General features: G+C 60.4%; 29 protein-coding genes. All 29 read right to left on the minus strand.

Annotated elements, in window-relative coordinates; translation table 11 throughout:
- Nucleotides 1-25: 25 nt before the first annotated feature.
- Entirely contained in the window at nt 26-391 is a 366-nt protein-coding gene (gene rpsM / locus IPK20_24330) for a 30S ribosomal protein S13 (protein ID MBK8019500.1), read from the minus strand.
- 43 nt (nt 392-434) lie between these two features.
- A complete protein-coding gene (gene rpmJ / locus IPK20_24335) occupies nt 435-548 on the minus strand; it encodes a 50S ribosomal protein L36 (GenBank protein ID MBK8019501.1) in 114 nt (37 codons plus the stop codon).
- Nucleotides 549-573: 25 nt separating this feature from the next.
- Nucleotides 574-792, minus strand: coding sequence for a translation initiation factor IF-1 (gene infA / locus IPK20_24340; GenBank protein MBK8019502.1), 219 nt, complete (start codon nt 790-792; stop codon nt 574-576).
- Nucleotides 793-804: 12 nt separating this feature from the next.
- On the minus strand, nt 805-2,130 hold the full coding sequence (gene secY, locus IPK20_24345; GenBank protein MBK8019503.1) for a preprotein translocase subunit SecY: 1,326 nt from the start codon (nt 2,128-2,130) through the stop codon (nt 805-807).
- Nucleotides 2,131-2,143: 13 nt separating this feature from the next.
- Nucleotides 2,144-2,581, minus strand: a complete 438-nt coding sequence (gene rplO, locus IPK20_24350; GenBank protein MBK8019504.1) for a 50S ribosomal protein L15 — start codon at nt 2,579-2,581, stop codon at nt 2,144-2,146.
- Between the two features lie 3 nt (nt 2,582-2,584).
- Entirely contained in the window at nt 2,585-2,779 is a 195-nt protein-coding gene (gene rpmD / locus IPK20_24355; GenBank protein ID MBK8019505.1) for a 50S ribosomal protein L30, read from the minus strand.
- A 3-nt stretch (nt 2,780-2,782) separates the two neighbouring features.
- Nucleotides 2,783-3,304 (minus strand): 30S ribosomal protein S5, encoded by a 522-nt coding sequence (gene rpsE, locus IPK20_24360; GenBank protein MBK8019506.1) that lies wholly within the window; start codon nt 3,302-3,304, stop codon nt 2,783-2,785.
- Nucleotides 3,305-3,317: 13 nt separating this feature from the next.
- The gene (gene rplR, locus IPK20_24365; GenBank protein ID MBK8019507.1) at nt 3,318-3,674 is read right to left on the minus strand and encodes a 50S ribosomal protein L18; all 357 of its coding nucleotides are present in this window, start codon (nt 3,672-3,674) and stop codon (nt 3,318-3,320) included.
- Between the two features lie 13 nt (nt 3,675-3,687).
- Entirely contained in the window at nt 3,688-4,221 is a 534-nt protein-coding gene (rplF, locus tag IPK20_24370; protein ID MBK8019508.1) for a 50S ribosomal protein L6, read from the minus strand.
- A gap of 10 nt (nt 4,222-4,231) precedes the next feature.
- Nucleotides 4,232-4,627, minus strand: coding sequence for a 30S ribosomal protein S8 (gene rpsH / locus IPK20_24375; protein MBK8019509.1), 396 nt, complete (start codon nt 4,625-4,627; stop codon nt 4,232-4,234).
- A gap of 13 nt (nt 4,628-4,640) precedes the next feature.
- Complete coding sequence (gene rpsN, locus IPK20_24380) at nt 4,641-4,946, minus strand: 30S ribosomal protein S14 (GenBank protein ID MBK8019510.1); 306 nt, start codon at nt 4,944-4,946, stop codon at nt 4,641-4,643.
- Nucleotides 4,947-4,954: 8 nt separating this feature from the next.
- Complete coding sequence (rplE, locus tag IPK20_24385; protein ID MBK8019511.1) at nt 4,955-5,494, minus strand: 50S ribosomal protein L5; 540 nt, start codon at nt 5,492-5,494, stop codon at nt 4,955-4,957.
- Between the two features lie 9 nt (nt 5,495-5,503).
- A complete protein-coding gene (gene rplX / locus IPK20_24390; GenBank protein ID MBK8019512.1) occupies nt 5,504-5,821 on the minus strand; it encodes a 50S ribosomal protein L24 in 318 nt (105 codons plus the stop codon).
- Between the two features lie 13 nt (nt 5,822-5,834).
- Nucleotides 5,835-6,203, minus strand: a complete 369-nt coding sequence (gene rplN, locus IPK20_24395; protein MBK8019513.1) for a 50S ribosomal protein L14 — start codon at nt 6,201-6,203, stop codon at nt 5,835-5,837.
- Nucleotides 6,204-6,353: 150 nt separating this feature from the next.
- Nucleotides 6,354-6,620, minus strand: coding sequence for a 30S ribosomal protein S17 (gene rpsQ, locus IPK20_24400; GenBank protein ID MBK8019514.1), 267 nt, complete (start codon nt 6,618-6,620; stop codon nt 6,354-6,356).
- A complete protein-coding gene (gene rpmC, locus IPK20_24405) occupies nt 6,617-6,811 on the minus strand; it encodes a 50S ribosomal protein L29 (protein ID MBK8019515.1) in 195 nt (64 codons plus the stop codon). Before rpmC ends, rpsQ begins: the two co-directional genes overlap by 4 nt.
- Complete coding sequence (gene rplP / locus IPK20_24410; GenBank protein MBK8019516.1) at nt 6,808-7,224, minus strand: 50S ribosomal protein L16; 417 nt, start codon at nt 7,222-7,224, stop codon at nt 6,808-6,810. The genes rpmC and rplP overlap by 4 nt, the downstream gene beginning before the upstream one ends.
- Nucleotides 7,208-7,921 carry a 30S ribosomal protein S3 gene (gene rpsC / locus IPK20_24415; protein ID MBK8019517.1) on the minus strand — a complete coding sequence of 238 codons (714 nt, stop codon included), beginning with the start codon at nt 7,919-7,921 and terminating at the stop codon, nt 7,208-7,210. The genes rplP and rpsC overlap by 17 nt, the downstream gene beginning before the upstream one ends.
- 10 nt (nt 7,922-7,931) lie before the next feature.
- Nucleotides 7,932-8,282: a 50S ribosomal protein L22 gene (gene rplV / locus IPK20_24420; GenBank protein MBK8019518.1), complete on the minus strand. Its 351-nt coding sequence runs from the start codon at nt 8,280-8,282 to the stop codon at nt 7,932-7,934.
- Between the two features lie 10 nt (nt 8,283-8,292).
- Entirely contained in the window at nt 8,293-8,577 is a 285-nt protein-coding gene (rpsS, locus tag IPK20_24425) for a 30S ribosomal protein S19 (GenBank protein ID MBK8019519.1), read from the minus strand.
- 11 nt (nt 8,578-8,588) lie between these two features.
- The gene (gene rplB / locus IPK20_24430) at nt 8,589-9,416 is read right to left on the minus strand and encodes a 50S ribosomal protein L2 (protein ID MBK8019520.1); all 828 of its coding nucleotides are present in this window, start codon (nt 9,414-9,416) and stop codon (nt 8,589-8,591) included.
- Nucleotides 9,417-9,725, minus strand: coding sequence for a 50S ribosomal protein L23 (rplW, locus tag IPK20_24435; GenBank protein ID MBK8019521.1), 309 nt, complete (start codon nt 9,723-9,725; stop codon nt 9,417-9,419).
- On the minus strand, nt 9,722-10,342 hold the full coding sequence (gene rplD, locus IPK20_24440) for a 50S ribosomal protein L4 (protein ID MBK8019522.1): 621 nt from the start codon (nt 10,340-10,342) through the stop codon (nt 9,722-9,724). The genes rplW and rplD overlap by 4 nt, the downstream gene beginning before the upstream one ends.
- The gene (gene rplC, locus IPK20_24445) at nt 10,342-10,986 is read right to left on the minus strand and encodes a 50S ribosomal protein L3 (GenBank protein ID MBK8019523.1); all 645 of its coding nucleotides are present in this window, start codon (nt 10,984-10,986) and stop codon (nt 10,342-10,344) included. Before rplC ends, rplD begins: the two co-directional genes overlap by 1 nt.
- Nucleotides 10,987-11,091: 105 nt before the next feature.
- On the minus strand, nt 11,092-11,400 hold the full coding sequence (gene rpsJ, locus IPK20_24450) for a 30S ribosomal protein S10 (GenBank protein ID MBK8019524.1): 309 nt from the start codon (nt 11,398-11,400) through the stop codon (nt 11,092-11,094).
- 66 nt (nt 11,401-11,466) lie between these two features.
- Nucleotides 11,467-12,657 carry an elongation factor Tu gene (gene tuf, locus IPK20_24455; GenBank protein ID MBK8019525.1) on the minus strand — a complete coding sequence of 397 codons (1,191 nt, stop codon included), beginning with the start codon at nt 12,655-12,657 and terminating at the stop codon, nt 11,467-11,469.
- Between the two features lie 23 nt (nt 12,658-12,680).
- Nucleotides 12,681-14,774 carry an elongation factor G gene (fusA, locus tag IPK20_24460; protein MBK8019526.1) on the minus strand — a complete coding sequence of 698 codons (2,094 nt, stop codon included), beginning with the start codon at nt 14,772-14,774 and terminating at the stop codon, nt 12,681-12,683.
- A 72-nt stretch (nt 14,775-14,846) separates the two neighbouring features.
- A complete protein-coding gene (rpsG, locus tag IPK20_24465; protein ID MBK8019527.1) occupies nt 14,847-15,317 on the minus strand; it encodes a 30S ribosomal protein S7 in 471 nt (156 codons plus the stop codon).
- Nucleotides 15,318-15,359: 42 nt separating this feature from the next.
- The gene (gene rpsL / locus IPK20_24470) at nt 15,360-15,731 is read right to left on the minus strand and encodes a 30S ribosomal protein S12 (GenBank protein ID MBK8019528.1); all 372 of its coding nucleotides are present in this window, start codon (nt 15,729-15,731) and stop codon (nt 15,360-15,362) included.
- Nucleotides 15,732-15,799 lie beyond the last annotated feature (68 nt).

Raw genomic sequence — 15,799 nt, forward strand, 5'->3', positions numbered from 1 at the left:
CCTCTGCGCCATTGTTTCGTTGAAATCACTTCGACGCCGCACGAACGGCTTTGCGCGGCCCCTTGCGGGTGCGGGCATTCGTTCTGGTCCGCTGCCCGCGCACGGGCAACCCCCGACGGTGCCGAATGCCACGATAGCAACCGAGATCCATGAGACGCTTGATGCTCATGGTCACTTCCCGGCGCAGATCGCCCTCGACGGTGTACTTGCCAACTTGTTCGCGGAGCTTGTCCATCTCCGCATCGGACAGATCCTTCATCTTCGCCGTCGGGTTCACACCCGCGTCGACGCAGATCTTCGCGGCGCGAGTGCGCCCGATACCGTAAATCGCCGTCAGCGCGATTCTCGCGTGCTGATGGTTGGGGATGTTGACTCCTGCGATGCGTGCCATGCTTGAACCCGTTCCGCTGTTGTTTAGCCTTGGATCAAGGCGATTAGCCTTGACGTTGCTTGTGGCGTGGATCTTCGCAAATCACGCGGACCACCCGATTGCGCCGAATGATCTTGCACTTGCGGCAGATCTTCTTCACCGATGCTTGTACTCTCATTTCCTCATCTCCAGGATGGTGCCGTTCACTTTGCGCGGAACACGATCCGCGCACGCGACAGGTCATACGGAGTCAGTTCCACAGTGACCTTGTCACCCGGAAGAATGCGTATGTAGTGCATGCGCATCTTTCCGGAGATATGTCCTAGAACCATGTGGCCATTCTCCAACTTGACCCGGAACGTCGCATTGGGGAGCGTCTCCACGATCTCCCCCTGCATCTGAATCGTCTCTTCCTTGGACATGCGCTCCGTCTCCTACCGCGTCGGGAAAGCGCCGCCCTTGAAGTTCGCCTTCTTCAAGAGACTCTCGTATTGGTGCGACATCATGTACGCCTGCACCTGCGCCATGAAATCCATCGTTACGACCACGATAATCAACAGACTCGTCCCGCCGAAATAGAACGGAACGTTCCAACGAACGATCAGGAATTCAGGCAGCAGACACACCACGGTGATGTACACCGCTCCTGCCAGCGTCAGACGCATGATGATGCGTTCAATGTAGCGGGCAGTCTGCTCACCCGGACGGATCCCCGGCACGAATGCCCCGCCCTTCTTCAGATTTTCAGCCGTCTCCTTGGGATTGAACACCAGGGCCGTGTAGAAAAAACAGAAGAACACGATCGCCGAGGCATACAGCAACACGTAGATCGGCTGTCCCGGATGCAGCGTCGCGCTGATGTCCCGAAGCCAGTTCATGTTCTCGCTCGTCCCGAACCAGCCGGCTACCGTGGCGGGAAAAAGGATGATGCTCGAGGCGAAGATCGGTGGGATCACCCCCGACATATTGAGCTTGAGCGGCAGATGCGAACTCTGTCCGCCATACACTTTCCTACCCACTTGTCTCTTGGCGTAGTTCACCAGGATCTTTCGCTGCCCGCGCTCCACGAACACCACCAGAGCGGTCACCAGCACCGCGATGGCAAACAGGAACAACACCAGCGGAATCGAATAGGACCCGGTCCGCGCCAGCTCCAGCGTTCCCCCGATTGCCCTCGGAAGACCCGCTGCAATGCCAGCAAAAATGATCAGCGATATGCCATTGCCGATACCACGTTCCGTAATCTGTTCACCCAACCACATCAGGAACATCGTTCCCGTTACGAGGGTGACGACCGTCGTGAAGCGAAAGGCCAGACCCGGGTCGATGACCAAACCGCGCTGCGACTCGAGCGCAATCGCTATCCCAAGCCCTTGGAACGTAGCCAGGAGCAGCGTGCCATATCGGGTGTACTGAGTAATCTTGCGCCGCCCCGCTTCAGCTTCCTTTTTCAGCGCCTCCAGCTGCGGCGACACGACGCTCAACAGCTGCATGATGATCGATGCCGATATGTACGGCATGATGCCAAGGGCGAAGATGGTGAATCGCGAGAGAGCACCGCCCGAGAACATGTTGAACATGTCCAGGATGCCCCCCTGCTGCGTCTTGAAAAGTTCTGCCAACTGGACCGGGTCGATTCCCGGAACCGGTACATGCGCACCAATTCGGTAGACGATCAACGCCCCGAGCAGGAACAGCAGCCTCCTCTTGAGATCTCCGAACTTTCCGGAGAGCGGCAGACGGGGGGTGTCAGCGGCCAAAGTCTTCGGTCCTTCAGGCCTCGGCGACGGAGCCACCCGCCGCCTCAATGGCCGCCCGGGCACCCTTGGTCGCCTTGATACCGGTGAGCGTGACTGCACGGTCGATGGTACCCGCCAGAAACACCTTCGCAGACTTTGCTCCCGCCGGCACCAGTCCAGCGGCCTTCAAGACCCCCAGGTCGATTCCCGCCGTCTCGATGCCGGCGAGAGAGCCAAGCCGAACCTCCGCGACCGAATCAGCGGTCAAGGACGTGAAGCCCCGCTTCGGCAAGCGGCGCTGCAACGGCATCTGCCCGCCTTCGAAACCGACCTTGTGGAACCCGCCCGACCGGGACTTCTGTCCCTTGTGTCCCCGACCGGCAGTCTTGCCAAGGCCACTGCCAATGCCCCGCCCCACACGCTTCTTCGCGTGCTTGGCGCCATCGGCCGGCTTTATTCCATTCAGTTTCATGCCTTAACCCTCGCACTTCACGAGATAACGCACCTTCTGGATCATCCCACGCACGGCAGGCGTGTCTTCCAGAACCGAGGACTGATTCATGCGACGCAGACCGAGTCCACGCACCGTGGCACGATGAGATTCGCGCGTCCCGATGACGCTCTTCACGAGCGTGACTTTGACCGTCTTCTTTCCTTGATCGGCAGCCATGGCTTACCCCAGGATCTCTTCCACCGTCTTGCCGCGCTTGGCAGCAATCTGGGAGGGAGTGTTCATGTCGGTGAGCCCCTTGATGGTGGCCCGGACAACGTTGTAGGGATTGGTAGATCCCAGGCATTTGGCCAGCACGTTGGTCACACCCATCACTTCGAAGACGGCGCGCATCGGCCCGCCCGCGATGATCCCGGTACCTTCCGACGCGGGCTGCATGAGCACGCGCGAAGAACCGTGTTCGCCGATGACCGCGTGCTGCAGCGTGCCATTCTTGAGGCTCACCTTCACCATCTTGCGGCGAGCCTCTTCCATCGCCTTCTGGACGGCAACCGGCACCTCGCGGGCCTTGCCCTTGCCCATGCCGATTCCACCGTCGCCATCACCAACGACCGTAAGCGCGGCGAAACCGAGAATCCGACCGCCCTTCACGACCTTGGTAACACGATTCACGGCGACCATCTTTTCCCGCAGACCGTCCGTCCGTTCTTCGGAGCCCTGTACGTTCCTTGCGCCTCTCGCCATTTCCGTTAACTCCTCAGAACTGCAGACCGGCTTCGCGCGCCGCGTCCGCCAGCGCCTTCACACGACCGTGGAACCGGAATCCGGACCGATCGAACGCCACCTGGTTGACACCCTTGGCGATGGCGCGCTCGGCCACTCGCTTGCCCACGATTTTCGCCGCCTCGACGGTGGAACCCCGCTTGACCTGGCCTCGCACTTCGGCTTCGAGCGTGGAGGCGGAGGCCACAACCACGGACCCAGTGGCATCGATGACCTGGGCGTAGATGTGCAGGTTGGACCGGTGAACGCTCAAACGAAGCGCCTTGAGTTCGGCAATCTTCGCTCGCGTCTGACGCGCACGGCGCAACCGGGCTTCTTTCTTCGTGATCATTTGCGCGTCCTCATCACTTCTTCTTCGTTTCCTTGATCACCACGACCTCGTTCGCATATCGAACCCCCTTGCCCTTGTACGGCTCGGGAGGTCTGTACGCGCGGATCTCCGCGGCGACCTGGCCGACCTGCTGCTTGTCGGTGCCCTTGATGATGATTTCCGTCTGGGTGGGCGTTTCCGCCTTCACGCCCACCGGCAGCTTGTGCACGACCGGGTGCGAAAAACCAAGCGACAGATTCAGCGCGTCGCCTTGGGCCTGTGCTCGATACCCCACGCCGACCAGCTGCAGCTTCCGCTCGAAACCCTTGGTCACACCGGTGACGATGTTTGCCACCAACGCCCGCAACGTTCCGGACATCGCCTTGGCATGCTGAGATTCGCTCGCGGCGACAAAGGTGAGCTTTCCCTCTTCGTTCTTGATGACGACATCGCCGGTAAGAGCCTGCGTTATCGTGCCAAGAGGGCCCTTCACCGAGATCGCCTGCGCGTCGATCTTCACGTCCACGCCCGCAGGGACAGGGACGGGATACTTTGCTATACGAGACATTGCCCTTCCCTCACGCGACGATACAAAGCACTTCGCCACCGACACCGCCAGCGCGCGCCTTGCGATCCGTCATCACGCCCTTCGACGTAGACACGATCGCGATACCCAGGCCGTTCATTACCTGCGGGATATCCTTGGAGCCACGATAGATCCGAAGGCCGGGGCGGCTGACACGCTCGATGCGCTCGATCACGGGACGCCCGGCGTAGTACTTCAATCCGATGTCCAGCACGGGCTTTCCATCATCTTCGCGGACACCGAAATCCTCGATGTAACCCTCGTCCTTCAGAACTCGTGCTATGGCCACCTTGAGCTTGCTCGAAGGCATGCTTACGGTGCGCTTCTCTGAACCCTGACCGTTTCGGATACGGGTCAGCATGTCCGCCACGGGATCGCTCATGCTCATCTCGATCCTCCTCTTACCAGCTGGCCTTGGTGAGGCCGGGAATTTCGCCACGCATCGCAATCTCGCGAACTTTGTTTCGCGCGAGCCCGAATTTCCGGAAGAATCCGCGCGGACGCCCGGTCAGGGCACATCGATTGCGCAGTCTTACCGGGCTCGAATTGCGCGGCAATGCCTGGAGTTTCTCGCGCGCCACCGCCTTATCGTCTTCCGACGCCTTTCCGTCCTGAATGACCGCCATCAGCTCCGCACGTTTGCCAGCGTACTTCTTAACCACCGCCCGGCGCTTTTCTTCGCGATTCACCAGAGAGATCTTTGCCATGATGCCGCCTAGCTCCTGAACGGAAAACGGAAGGCGATGAGAAGCGCCTTGGCTTCTTCGTCCGTCTTCGCGGTGGTCGTAACGGTAATGTTCATTCCCCGCAGAGCGTCGACCTTGTCGTAATCGATCTCCGGGAAAATGATCTGCTCCTTGATGCCCATGTTGAAGTTGCCACGGCCATCGAATCCACGCGGCGACAGGCCGCGGAAATCGCGCACTCGAGGCAACGCTATGGACACGAATCGATCCAGGAACTCGTACATCTGCTGCCGGCGCAGAGTGACGGAACAGCCGACCGGATATCCCTGGCGAATCTTGAAACCGGCAATCGCCTTGCGAGCCTTCGTGATCACCGGCTTCTGGCCCGCCACCTTCGCCATGTCGGCGACGGCGTTGTCCATGATCTTCTTGTCCGCGACCGCTTCGCCCACACCCATGTTGAGGACGATCTTCTCGATGCGGGGTACCTGCATCTTGGTCTTGTAACCGAACTGACCCATCAGTTGCGGCACGACCGTATCCTTGTAGAACTGCTGTAAACGCGCCATGTCCGCTCCTTAGGCGTCGATCATTTCGCCGTTCGATTTGAACACGCGAACCTTGCGACCGTCGTCCAGGATCCGGAAACCGACTCGATCAGCTTGTTGCGTGGCCGGATTGACGATTGCCACGTTGGATACATGAATCGCCTTTTCCATCTCGACGATGCCACCCGGCTGGTTACGCATCGGATTAGGCTTCTGGTGCTTCTTCACCCGATTGATGCCCTCTACCACCAAGCGTTCCAGGTCCACCACCTGCAGAACGGAGCCTCGCTTGCCCTTGTCCTTGCCGGTGATGACCACGACGTTGTCACCCTTGCGAATCTTGCGCACGGATGCCTCCCGATCAGATGACTTCAGGCGCGAGCGAAACGATCTTCATGAATCGTTCCGTTCGCAGTTCGCGCGTCACGGGTCCGAAGATACGGGTTCCGATCGGCTCGAGCTTGTTGTTGAGAAGAACGGCCGCGTTGGTGTCGAAACGCACGAGCGAACCGTCCTGACGGCGCACGCCCTTGGCGGTACGAACGACGACGGCGTTATAGATCTCGCCCTTCTTGACGCGTCCACGCGGGGCTGCGTCCTTCACGCTGACCTTGATGACGTCTCCGATGCCGGCATACCGGCGCTTCGAGCCGCCAAGCACTTTGATGCACATGACCGAACGCGCACCAGTATTGTCCGCGACGTCCAAAATGGACTGCATCTGTATCATGGTTGTCCTCGCTCCAACTTACCCTGCGCCGTTAGGCAGACGCCCGGCTCAGGCAGTTTTGGATCCCGTACGGGATGAACCGCCACCCGAAGAGGTGGCGGCCGAAAAGTCGAGCAGTGTACGCTGGTACGACCAACGAACGCAAGCAGTTCAAGAGGCTTCGCGAGCCTTTTCCACCAGACTCACTACCTTCCATGCCTTTGTTCGAGACAGAGGCCGGCATTCCTGGATCATGACGACATCGCCAGGGTGAAATTCGTTGTTCTCATCGTGCGCATGGTACTTCTGGGAGCGGATCATCACCTTGCCGTACAAGGGATGCTTCACTCGGCGCTCGACGAGAACCGTCACCGTCTTGTTCATCTTGTCGCTGACGACGCGACCAGTCAGCTTGCGGGTTATGGTGGATTCGCTCATGCCTTCCTCGCCGTCTCGCCGATCAGGGTGCGCACCCGCGCGATGTCCTTGCGGACTTTTCCGATCTCGCTCGTGTTCGTGAGTTGCTGTGTCGCATGCCTCATGCGCAGGCTGAACTGCGCCCGGAGCAACGATTCCAGTTCCTGTTTGAGTTCGGCGGGGTTCTTGCCCCGCAGGTCCTTGGCTTTCATGACCCCACCTGCCTGGAAACAAAGGTCGTGGCAATCGGCAACTTGGCCGCCGCGAGGCGGAATGCCTCCCGTGCAAGCACTTCGTCGACACCGTCCATTTCGTACAGCACCTTGCCCGGCTGGATTTCGGCAACGAAATATTCGGGGTTTCCCTTCCCGTTACCCATCCGGACTTCCGCAGGCTTGGAGGAGATTGGCTTGTCCGGGAAGATCCGGATCCAGATCCGACCACCACGCTTGATGTGCCGGGTCATCGCTCGACGCGCAGCCTCGATCTGGCGCGCCGTCAGGCGACCACGCCCAATGGCCTTCAGTCCATATTCACCGAAGCTCACCTTGTTGCCGCGCGTGGCAATGCCGGTATTCCGGCCCTTCTGCTGTTTGCGGTATTTGGTTCTAGCTGGCTGCAGCATTCTTCGCTCCCGATTTCCTCGACTTGCGCTCGGGCTCGACCGGCGCTGGCGCCGCGGGCTGCTCACCGCGCCCCAGAACCTCGCCCTTGAACACCCAAACCTTTATGCCAATGACGCCGTAGGTGGTCTTCGCTTCCGAGAAGCCGTAATCAATATCCGCCCGCAAGGTGTGCAGTGGCACGCGTCCCTCGCGGTACCACTCGGTACGGGCGATCTCGATGCCGTTGAGCCGTCCGGCGCTCATGATCTTGATGCCTTGCGCACCCAGACGCATTGCGTTCTGCATGGCACGTTTCATTGCCCTACGGAACATGATCCGCTTCTCCAGCTGCGCCGCGATGGAGTCCGCGATCAATTGCGCATCCAGTTCAGGCTTGCGCACTTCCTCGATGTTCACGTGGACCGGGACACCCATGAGCCGTTGCAGCTGACCCCGCAGGCTTTCGATGTCCTCGCCCTTCTTGCCGATGACCACTCCGGGGCGCGCCGAGAACACGGTGATTCGCGCATTCTTGGCGGGGCGCTCGATGATGACCTTGCTGACTGCCGCATGCGAGAGCTTCTTGCGAAGGAAACTGCGGACCTTGATGTCCTCCTTCAGCATCTCCGGGAAATTCTTGCTGTTGGCGTACCACTTTGACGCCCAGTTGCGCTGGACGCCCAGCCGGAAGCCAGTCGGATGAATCTTCTGTCCCATGAACTATCCCCTATGCCCTGGCACGGCCGGGTTCGTCCCCGACGGTCAGATAAATGTGGCAGGTGGGCTTGGAGATGCGATTGCCGCGCCCCTTGGCCCGTGCCGTGAACCGCTTGAGCGTCGGCCCCTGCTCCACATGGATGCTGGTGACTTTCAACTCGTCGATATCCGCACCCTCGTTGTGTTCGGCGTTCGCGATCGCGGACTCGAGCACCTTCCGCAAAATCGCGGCGCCCTTCTTGGGGCTGAAGCTGAGGATGTTGAGCGCGCGGTCCACCGGAAGACCACGAATCTGGTCTGCGACCAGCCGCCCCTTCTGCGCGGATAACCGTACGCCGCGCAATGTCGATTTGACGTTCATGCTCATCGCCTCACTTCTTGCCGGGCGCGGCTTTCTTGTCGGCCGCATGCCCTTTGAAGGTTCGAGTGGGTGCGAATTCGCCCAACTTGTGCCCCACCATGTTTTCGGTCACGAACACGGGGACGTGTTGGCGACCGTTGTGAACCGCAATCGTCAGGCCGACGAAATCAGGCAGCACCGTCGAACGCCGGGACCATGTCTTGATCGGTCGCTTGTCGTTGCCGGCCCGCGCACTCTCCACCTTGTCCAGGAGATGGAGGTCGACGAACGGACCCTTCTTGATGGAACGCGCCATGTCCTAACCTCTCATTTCTTGTGACGGGAACGCACGATCATCGTGCGAGTACGCTTGTTGCGACGGGTCTTGAAGCCCTTGGCCGGCGTACCCCAGGGACTCACGGGATCGCGACCGGCGGCCGTCTTGCCCTCGCCACCGCCATGCGGGTGATCGATGGGGTTCATGGCCACACCGCGCACCGTCGGACGAATGCCACGCCAGCGCTGTGCTCCCGCCTTGCCGATGGAACGAAGATTGTTTTCCTCGTTACCCACTTCTCCAAGCGTGGCTCGGCAGTCGACATGCACCCGGCGAATCTCTCCGGATCTCAGACGCAGCTGCGCATACGATCCTTCCCGTGCCAACAGTTGTACAGAAGTCCCGGCGGCCCGCGCAATCTGCGCACCCTTGCCAGGCAGCATTTCCACACAATGTATGGTGGAGCCAACCGGAATGTTCCGGAGTGGCATGGTGTTTCCTGCCTTGATGGGGGCATCGCTCCCGCTCATCAATTGCGCACCCTTCGCGATACCCTTCGGTGCGATGACGTAACGTCGTTCGCCGTCCGCGTAGCACAACAACGCAAGATGAGCGCTACGGTTCGGGTCGTATTCGAGCCGCTCCACCACGGCGGGGATACCGTCCTTGTCGCGTTTGAAGTCCACGACGCGATAGTGGTGCTTGTGCCCTCCGCCCTTGTGGCGGGTGGTGATGTGACCTTTGCTGTTGCGACCAGCCGTGGATTTCTGCTTCTCGGTCAGCTTGGCGACCGGCTTGCCTTTCCACAGATCCTTGTTCACCACCTTGACGACCGCTCGACGCCCGGCCGAGGTCGGCTTGACTTTGACGAGTGCCATTTACTTGACCTCCCCGCCGGTGAAATCGATTTCCTGGCCCGGCTTCAGTGACACATAAGCCTTCTTCCAGTGATCGCGCCGACCGATGAAACGACCGAAGCGCTTGGTCTTGCCCTTTACGTTCGAGATCTGCACGCCCTCGACCTCGACCTTGAAGAGCAACTCCACCGCAGCCTTTACTTCGGGCTTGGTGGCATCACGGGCCACCTTGAAAATGATCTGGTCGAACTTGTCGGCCACATAGGTGCTCTTTTCGGAGATCTGAGGTGCGAGCAACACCTGCAGCAGACGTTCCTGACTGAAACTCATGACAGCATCTCCTCAAGCTTGGCCACCGCCGCCTTCGTGAGCACGGTGTGCTCGAAGCGAAGCAGGCTCACGGGGTCAGCCTGCCGGGGTTCCAGCACCAGCACGTTCTGAAGATTGCGGGCCGACAGATAAAGGTTGTCGTCGATCTCGTCAGTGATGATGAGAACCCGCTCGAATCCCATCCCCTTGACCTTCTCGGCAAGAAGCTTCGTCTTCGGCGCATCGACGGAAATCCCGTCGACGACGCTCAGCCTACCTTCGCGGGCAAGCTGCGAGAAGAGCGAGCACATTCCGGCGCGATACATCTTCTTGTTGATCTTGTGACTGAAGTCTTCCTCGGGAAGATTCGGGAAGATCCTGCCGCCGCCCCGCCACAGCGGGCTGGATGCCATGCCTGCACGCGCACGACCCGTGCCCTTCTGCTTCCACGGCTTCTTCGTGCTCTTGTTCACGTCGGACCGTGCTTTCTGAGCCCGGGTGCCCTGTCTTGCGTTGGCAAGAAATCCCGTCACGATCTGATGAATCAGCGGTTCGTTGTAGTCGCGGCCGAAAAGGCTGTCGGAGGCATTCACGCTCCCGGAAGACTGCCCTTGCGCGTCGATCATCTTGAGTTCCATCAGGCGCCCCCCTTCACTGCCGGTCGGACGATCACGTCCCCGCCCTTGGCGGAGGGAATCGATCCTTTCACGAGAAGCAGCTGACGCTCTTCATCCACGCGAACCACTTCCAGGTTCTGTGCCGTTCGCGTTACCGAGCCATAGTGACCGGCCATGCGCTTGCCGGGGAACACACGACCGGGGTCCTGCGCCATGGAAATGGAGCCGGGCTTGTTGTGCGAAACAGAGTTGCCGTGGCTCGCCCTGTTCGAAGAGAAGTTGTGACGCTTGATAACGCCGCTGAAGCCCTTGCCCGAAGTGGTACCCTGGACATCGACCTTGGCCCCGACCTTGAACAGCGCCGCGCCGATCTGAGAACCGGCCTTGAGCGCCGCGGCATCTTCCTCGGAGACGAGGAATTCTCGAAGCATCGAGCCGGCTTGAACGCCAGCCTTGGCAAAGTGACCTGCAGAGGCCTTGTTGACACGTGAAGGACGTCGCACGCCGTAGGCGACCTGGACGGCCGAATACCCGTCGATGGCAGGCGTCTTGACTTGTGTGACACGGTTGTTGGACACATCCAGCACCGTCACCGGAACGGAATCTCCGTCATCGGTGAAGATGCGCGTCATGCCCACCTTCCGTCCGAGTAATCCCAGACTCATGTTTATTGCCCTCTTGGTAAGGGGCCGGCTGCAATTGGCCAGCGTTGAAATCCCACAACCACATCCGACCGTTCACCGGCGAAGCCGGTCAACGGAGTTCAGTGCTTACAACTTGATCTCTACGTCCACTCCCGCGGGAAGGTCCAGCTTCATCAGCGCGTCCACGGTCTTGTCCGTGGGGTCCATGATGTCCATCAACCGCAGGTGCGTGCGAATCTCGAACTGGTCACGCGACGTCTTGTTGACGTGCGGGGATCGCAGCACGTCAAACCTTTCGATGCGGGTGGGCAGCGGAACCGGGCCGCGAACGACCGCCCCGGTGCGCTTAGCCGTTTCGACGATCTCCATTGACGACTGGTCGATGAGCCGATAGTCGAACGCTTTGAGGCGAATCCTGATTTTTTGGCTTTGCATGTTCCGTTTCCGACTGTGCTTTCAGCCGTCCGGCGGACTCTCGCGAGCCCGCCCCGGCCGGCCGCATTACTCGATGATCTTGGCCACGACGCCCGCACCTACCGTGCGACCGCCTTCCCGTATCGCAAACCTCAGCCCTTCTTCCATCGCAATCGGCTGAATCAGGCTCACCGTGATCGACACGTTGTCTCCAGGCATCACCATCTCCGTCCCAGACGGCAACTCAATCGACCCCGTCACGTCCGTCGTCCGAAAATAAAACTGCGGCCGATACCCATTGAAGAACGGCGTGTGCCTCCCCCCTTCTTCCTTGCTCAGCACGTAAATCTCCGCCGTGAACTTCGTGTGCGGCGTGATGCTCCCAGGCTTCGCCAACACCTGACCACGCTCCACTTCCTCTCGCTTCGTCCCGCGCAGCAGCACCCCTACGTTGTCCCCAGCCTGCCCCTGATCCAGCAGCTTCCGGAACATCTCCACACCCGTGCACACCGTCTTCGTCGTCGGCTTCAAGCCCACGATCTCAATCTCGTCTCCCACCTTCACGATCCCGCGCTCGATCCTCCCCGTCACCACCGTCCCACGTCCAGAGATCGAAAACACGTCTTCCACAGGCATCAAAAACGTCCCGTCCAACGCCCGCTTCGGCTCAGGAATGTAGCTGTCCAGCGCCGCCGCCAGCTTCATGATCGCCCCTTCGCCCAAATCCCCCTTGTCCCCTTCCAACGCCTTCAGCGCCGATCCAATCACGATCGGCGTGTCGTCCCCAGGAAACTCATACTTCGACAACAGCTCCCGAACCTCCAACTCCACCAGCTCGAGCAACTCCTTGTCATCCACCATGTCCGCCTTGTTCATGAACACGATGATGTACGGCACCCCCACCTGCCTCGCCAGCAGTATGTGCTCCCGCGTCTGCGGCATCGGCCCGTCCGCCGCACTCACCACCAATATCGCCCCGTCCATCTGCGCCGCACCCGTGATCATGTTCTTCACGTAGTCCGCATGACCAGGACAGTCCACGTGCGCATAGTGCCGGTTCTCCGTCTCATACTCCACGTGCGCCGTGTTGATCGTGATCCCACGCGCCTTCTCCTCCGGCGCCGCATCGATCTCGTCGTACTTCTTCGCCTCTCCACCAAACTTCGTCGACAGCACCGTCGTGATCGCCGCCGTCAACGTCGTCTTCCCATGGTCCACGTGACCTATCGTCCCCACGTTCACGTGCGGCTTCGTCCGCTCAAACTTGCCCTTAGCCATGATGCGTCCTCTGAGTCAGAAAGTTATTTCTTGTTGATCACCGCTTCCGCGACATTCTTTGGCGCCTCGGAGTAATGCTTGAACTCCATCGTGTAGGTGGCGCGACCTTGCGTGGCGGAACGCAACGACGTGGAATAACCGAACATCTCCGCGAGCGGCACTTCGGCCTTGATCGCCTTGATGCCCGACACGAGATCTTCCATTCCCTGAATGATGCCGCGACGGGAGTTGAGATCCCCCATCACGTTCCCCATGAACTCTTCGGGCGTCTCGACCTCGACAGCCATCATAGGCTCCAGAAGCACCGGATTGGCCTTTCTCATACCATCCTTGAAGCCGATGGAGGCCGCCATCTTGAAGGCGTTTTCGCTCGAGTCCACCTCATGGTAGGAGCCGTCGAACAGGGTCACCTTCACATCGACCACAGGGAACCCGGCCAGCACTCCGTTGGGGAGAGTATCCTCCAGCCCCCTTTGCACGGCGGGAATGTATTCACGGGGCACGACACCGCCCTTGATCGCGTCGACGAACTCGAAGCCCTTGCCAGGCTCGGACGGCTCCATCTTCAGCCAGACGTGACCGTACTGCCCCTTGCCACCGGACTGCTTGATGAACTTGCCTTCGACCTCGACCTGCTTGCGGATCGCCTCGCGGTAGGCCACCTGGGGGGCACCCACGTTCGCCTCCACGCTGAACTCGCGCTTCATGCGATCGACGATGATCTCGAGGTGCAGTTCGCCCATGCCGGAGATGATGGTCTGACCGGACTCCTCATCGGTACGCACCCGGAACGACGGGTCTTCCTGGGCGAGCCGGTTCAGCGCAATCCCCATCTTCTCCTGGTCGCTCTTCGTCTTGGGCTCGACGGCCACGTGAATGACGGGCTCTGGAAACTCCATCTTCTCAAGGACGATGATCTTGTCCGGATCACAGATGGTGTCGCCCGTCGTGGCTTCCTTCAGACCCACCGCGGCAGCAATATCGCCCGCACGGACTTCCTTGATTTCTTCCCGCTGATTGGCGTGCATCTGGAGAATCCGGCCAATCCGCTCCTTGCGGCGCTTGATCGGGTTATAGATGGTGTCGCCGGAATTGACCACGCCCGAGTACACACGGAAGAAGATGAGCTGACCGACGAACGGATCGGTCATGATCTTGAACGCGAGACCCGCGAACGGCTCTTCGTCGCTCGCCTTCCGGCTGGACGGCTCGCCGTTCTCGAGCGTTCCCGACACGGCGGCAATGTCCACCGGCGCAGGCAGGTAGTCGATGACGGCGTCCAGCATGGCCTGGACACCCTTGTTCTTGAACGCAGAGCCACACAACATGGGGAAGATCTCGTTGGCGATGGTGCGCAGACGCAGACCCGTCTTCACTTCCGCCAGGGAGAGATCGCCTTCCTCCAGGTACTTGTTCATCAGCTCCTCGTTGGCTTCGGCCGCGGCCTCCACCATCTTCTCGTGCCAGCTCGCGGCGTCATCCTTGAGCTCTGCCGGAATCTCGCGCTCCTCGAAACGCATGCCTTGCGACGACTCATCCCAGTAGATCGCCTTCATCTTCACGAGGTCGATCACGCCCTCGAACTTCTCTTCCGCACCGATGGGCAGCTGGATCGGCACAGGCAGCGCCTTCAGGCGCTGCTTGACCTGATCGTGCACGCGCATGAAGTTCGCGCCCTGGCGGTCCATCTTGTTGACGAACAGAAGACGCGGGACCTTGTATTTGTTGCCCTGCCGCCAGACGGTTTCGGTCTGGGGCTGCACCCCGCCAACGGCACACAGCACGGTGCACGCGCCATCGAGCACGCGCAGACTACGCTCGACTTCAATGGTGAAGTCCACGTGACCAGGCGTATCGATGATGTTGATGCGGTGCTCGGGATAGTTGTTCTCCATCCCCTTCCAGAAGCAGGTCGTGGCCGCCGACGTGATGGTGATTCCACGCTCGCGCTCCTGCTCCATCCAGTCCATCACGGCGGCACCATCATGCACCTCGCCGATCTTGTGCGAGACACCGGTGTAGAAAAGGATTCGTTCGGTGGTCGTCGTCTTGCCGGCATCGATGTGCGCCATGATGCCGATGTTGCGATACCTGTCGATGGGTGTGGAGCGTGCCATAAGTCAGACCTTCATAGACGTCCGGCGCCCTGTGGGCGCGGAACCGCGCGCGGCCGTGTTGCCGCGCGCACCTTAGAAACGATAGTGAGAGAACGCCTTGTTGGCCTCGGCCATCCGGTGGACTTCATCGCGCTTCTTCATCGCGCCGCCCCGCCCCTCAGCCGCTTCCGCCAATTCCCCGCCCAGCCGCGCGCCCATGGACTTCTCGCTCCGCTTGCGAGCCGCCTCGCGCAGCCAGCGCATCGCGAGCGCGGTGCGGCGGACCGCACGGACTTCCACCGGAACCTGATAGTTGGCCCCGCCCACGCGACGGCTCTTGACCTCAACGACCGGCCTGACGTTCTGCAGCGCCTGAGTGAAGACTTCGAGCGGGTCCTTGCCCGTCTTCTTGCCGATATGCTCGAGAGCGCGGTACATGATGCTTTCGGCGATGGACTTCTTCCCGCTTGTCATCAACACGTTGACGAACTTCGAGACATCCTGGCTTCCGAACTTCGGATCCGGCAGGATCTCGCGGCGCTGAACTTCACGACGGCGCGGCATGAGTTGCTCCTAATTCCCGTTGGCTTCGATGATGGGGTCGACTTACTTCGGGCGCTTGGCGCCGTACTTCGACCGACTCTGCTTGCGGTCCTTCACCCCGGAGGTGTCAAGACTGCCGCGCACGATGTGGTAACGCACACCCGGGAGGTCCTTGACCCGGCCACCCCGGATCAGCACGACCGAGTGCTCCTGAAGGTTGTGTCCCTCGCCCCCGATGTAGCTGATCACCTCGAAGCCGTTGGTCAGACGCACCTTCGCGACCTTTCGGAGCGCGGAGTTCGGTTTCTTGGGGGTCGTGGTGTACACGCGAGTGCACACACCCCGCCGCTGTGGCGAGCCGGCAAGCGCGGGAACCTTGCTCTTGGACGGCTGACGAGTACGCGGCTTGCGCACTAACTGACTGATTGTCGGCATTTCTCGAGGTCCAAAAAGCCGGGACGGCTGAGTGAGCCGTCCCGGTAGCTTTCAGAGTGGCGGGCCCG

Source organism: Betaproteobacteria bacterium, assembly GCA_016713305.1.
GTDB lineage: Bacteria > Pseudomonadota > Gammaproteobacteria > Burkholderiales.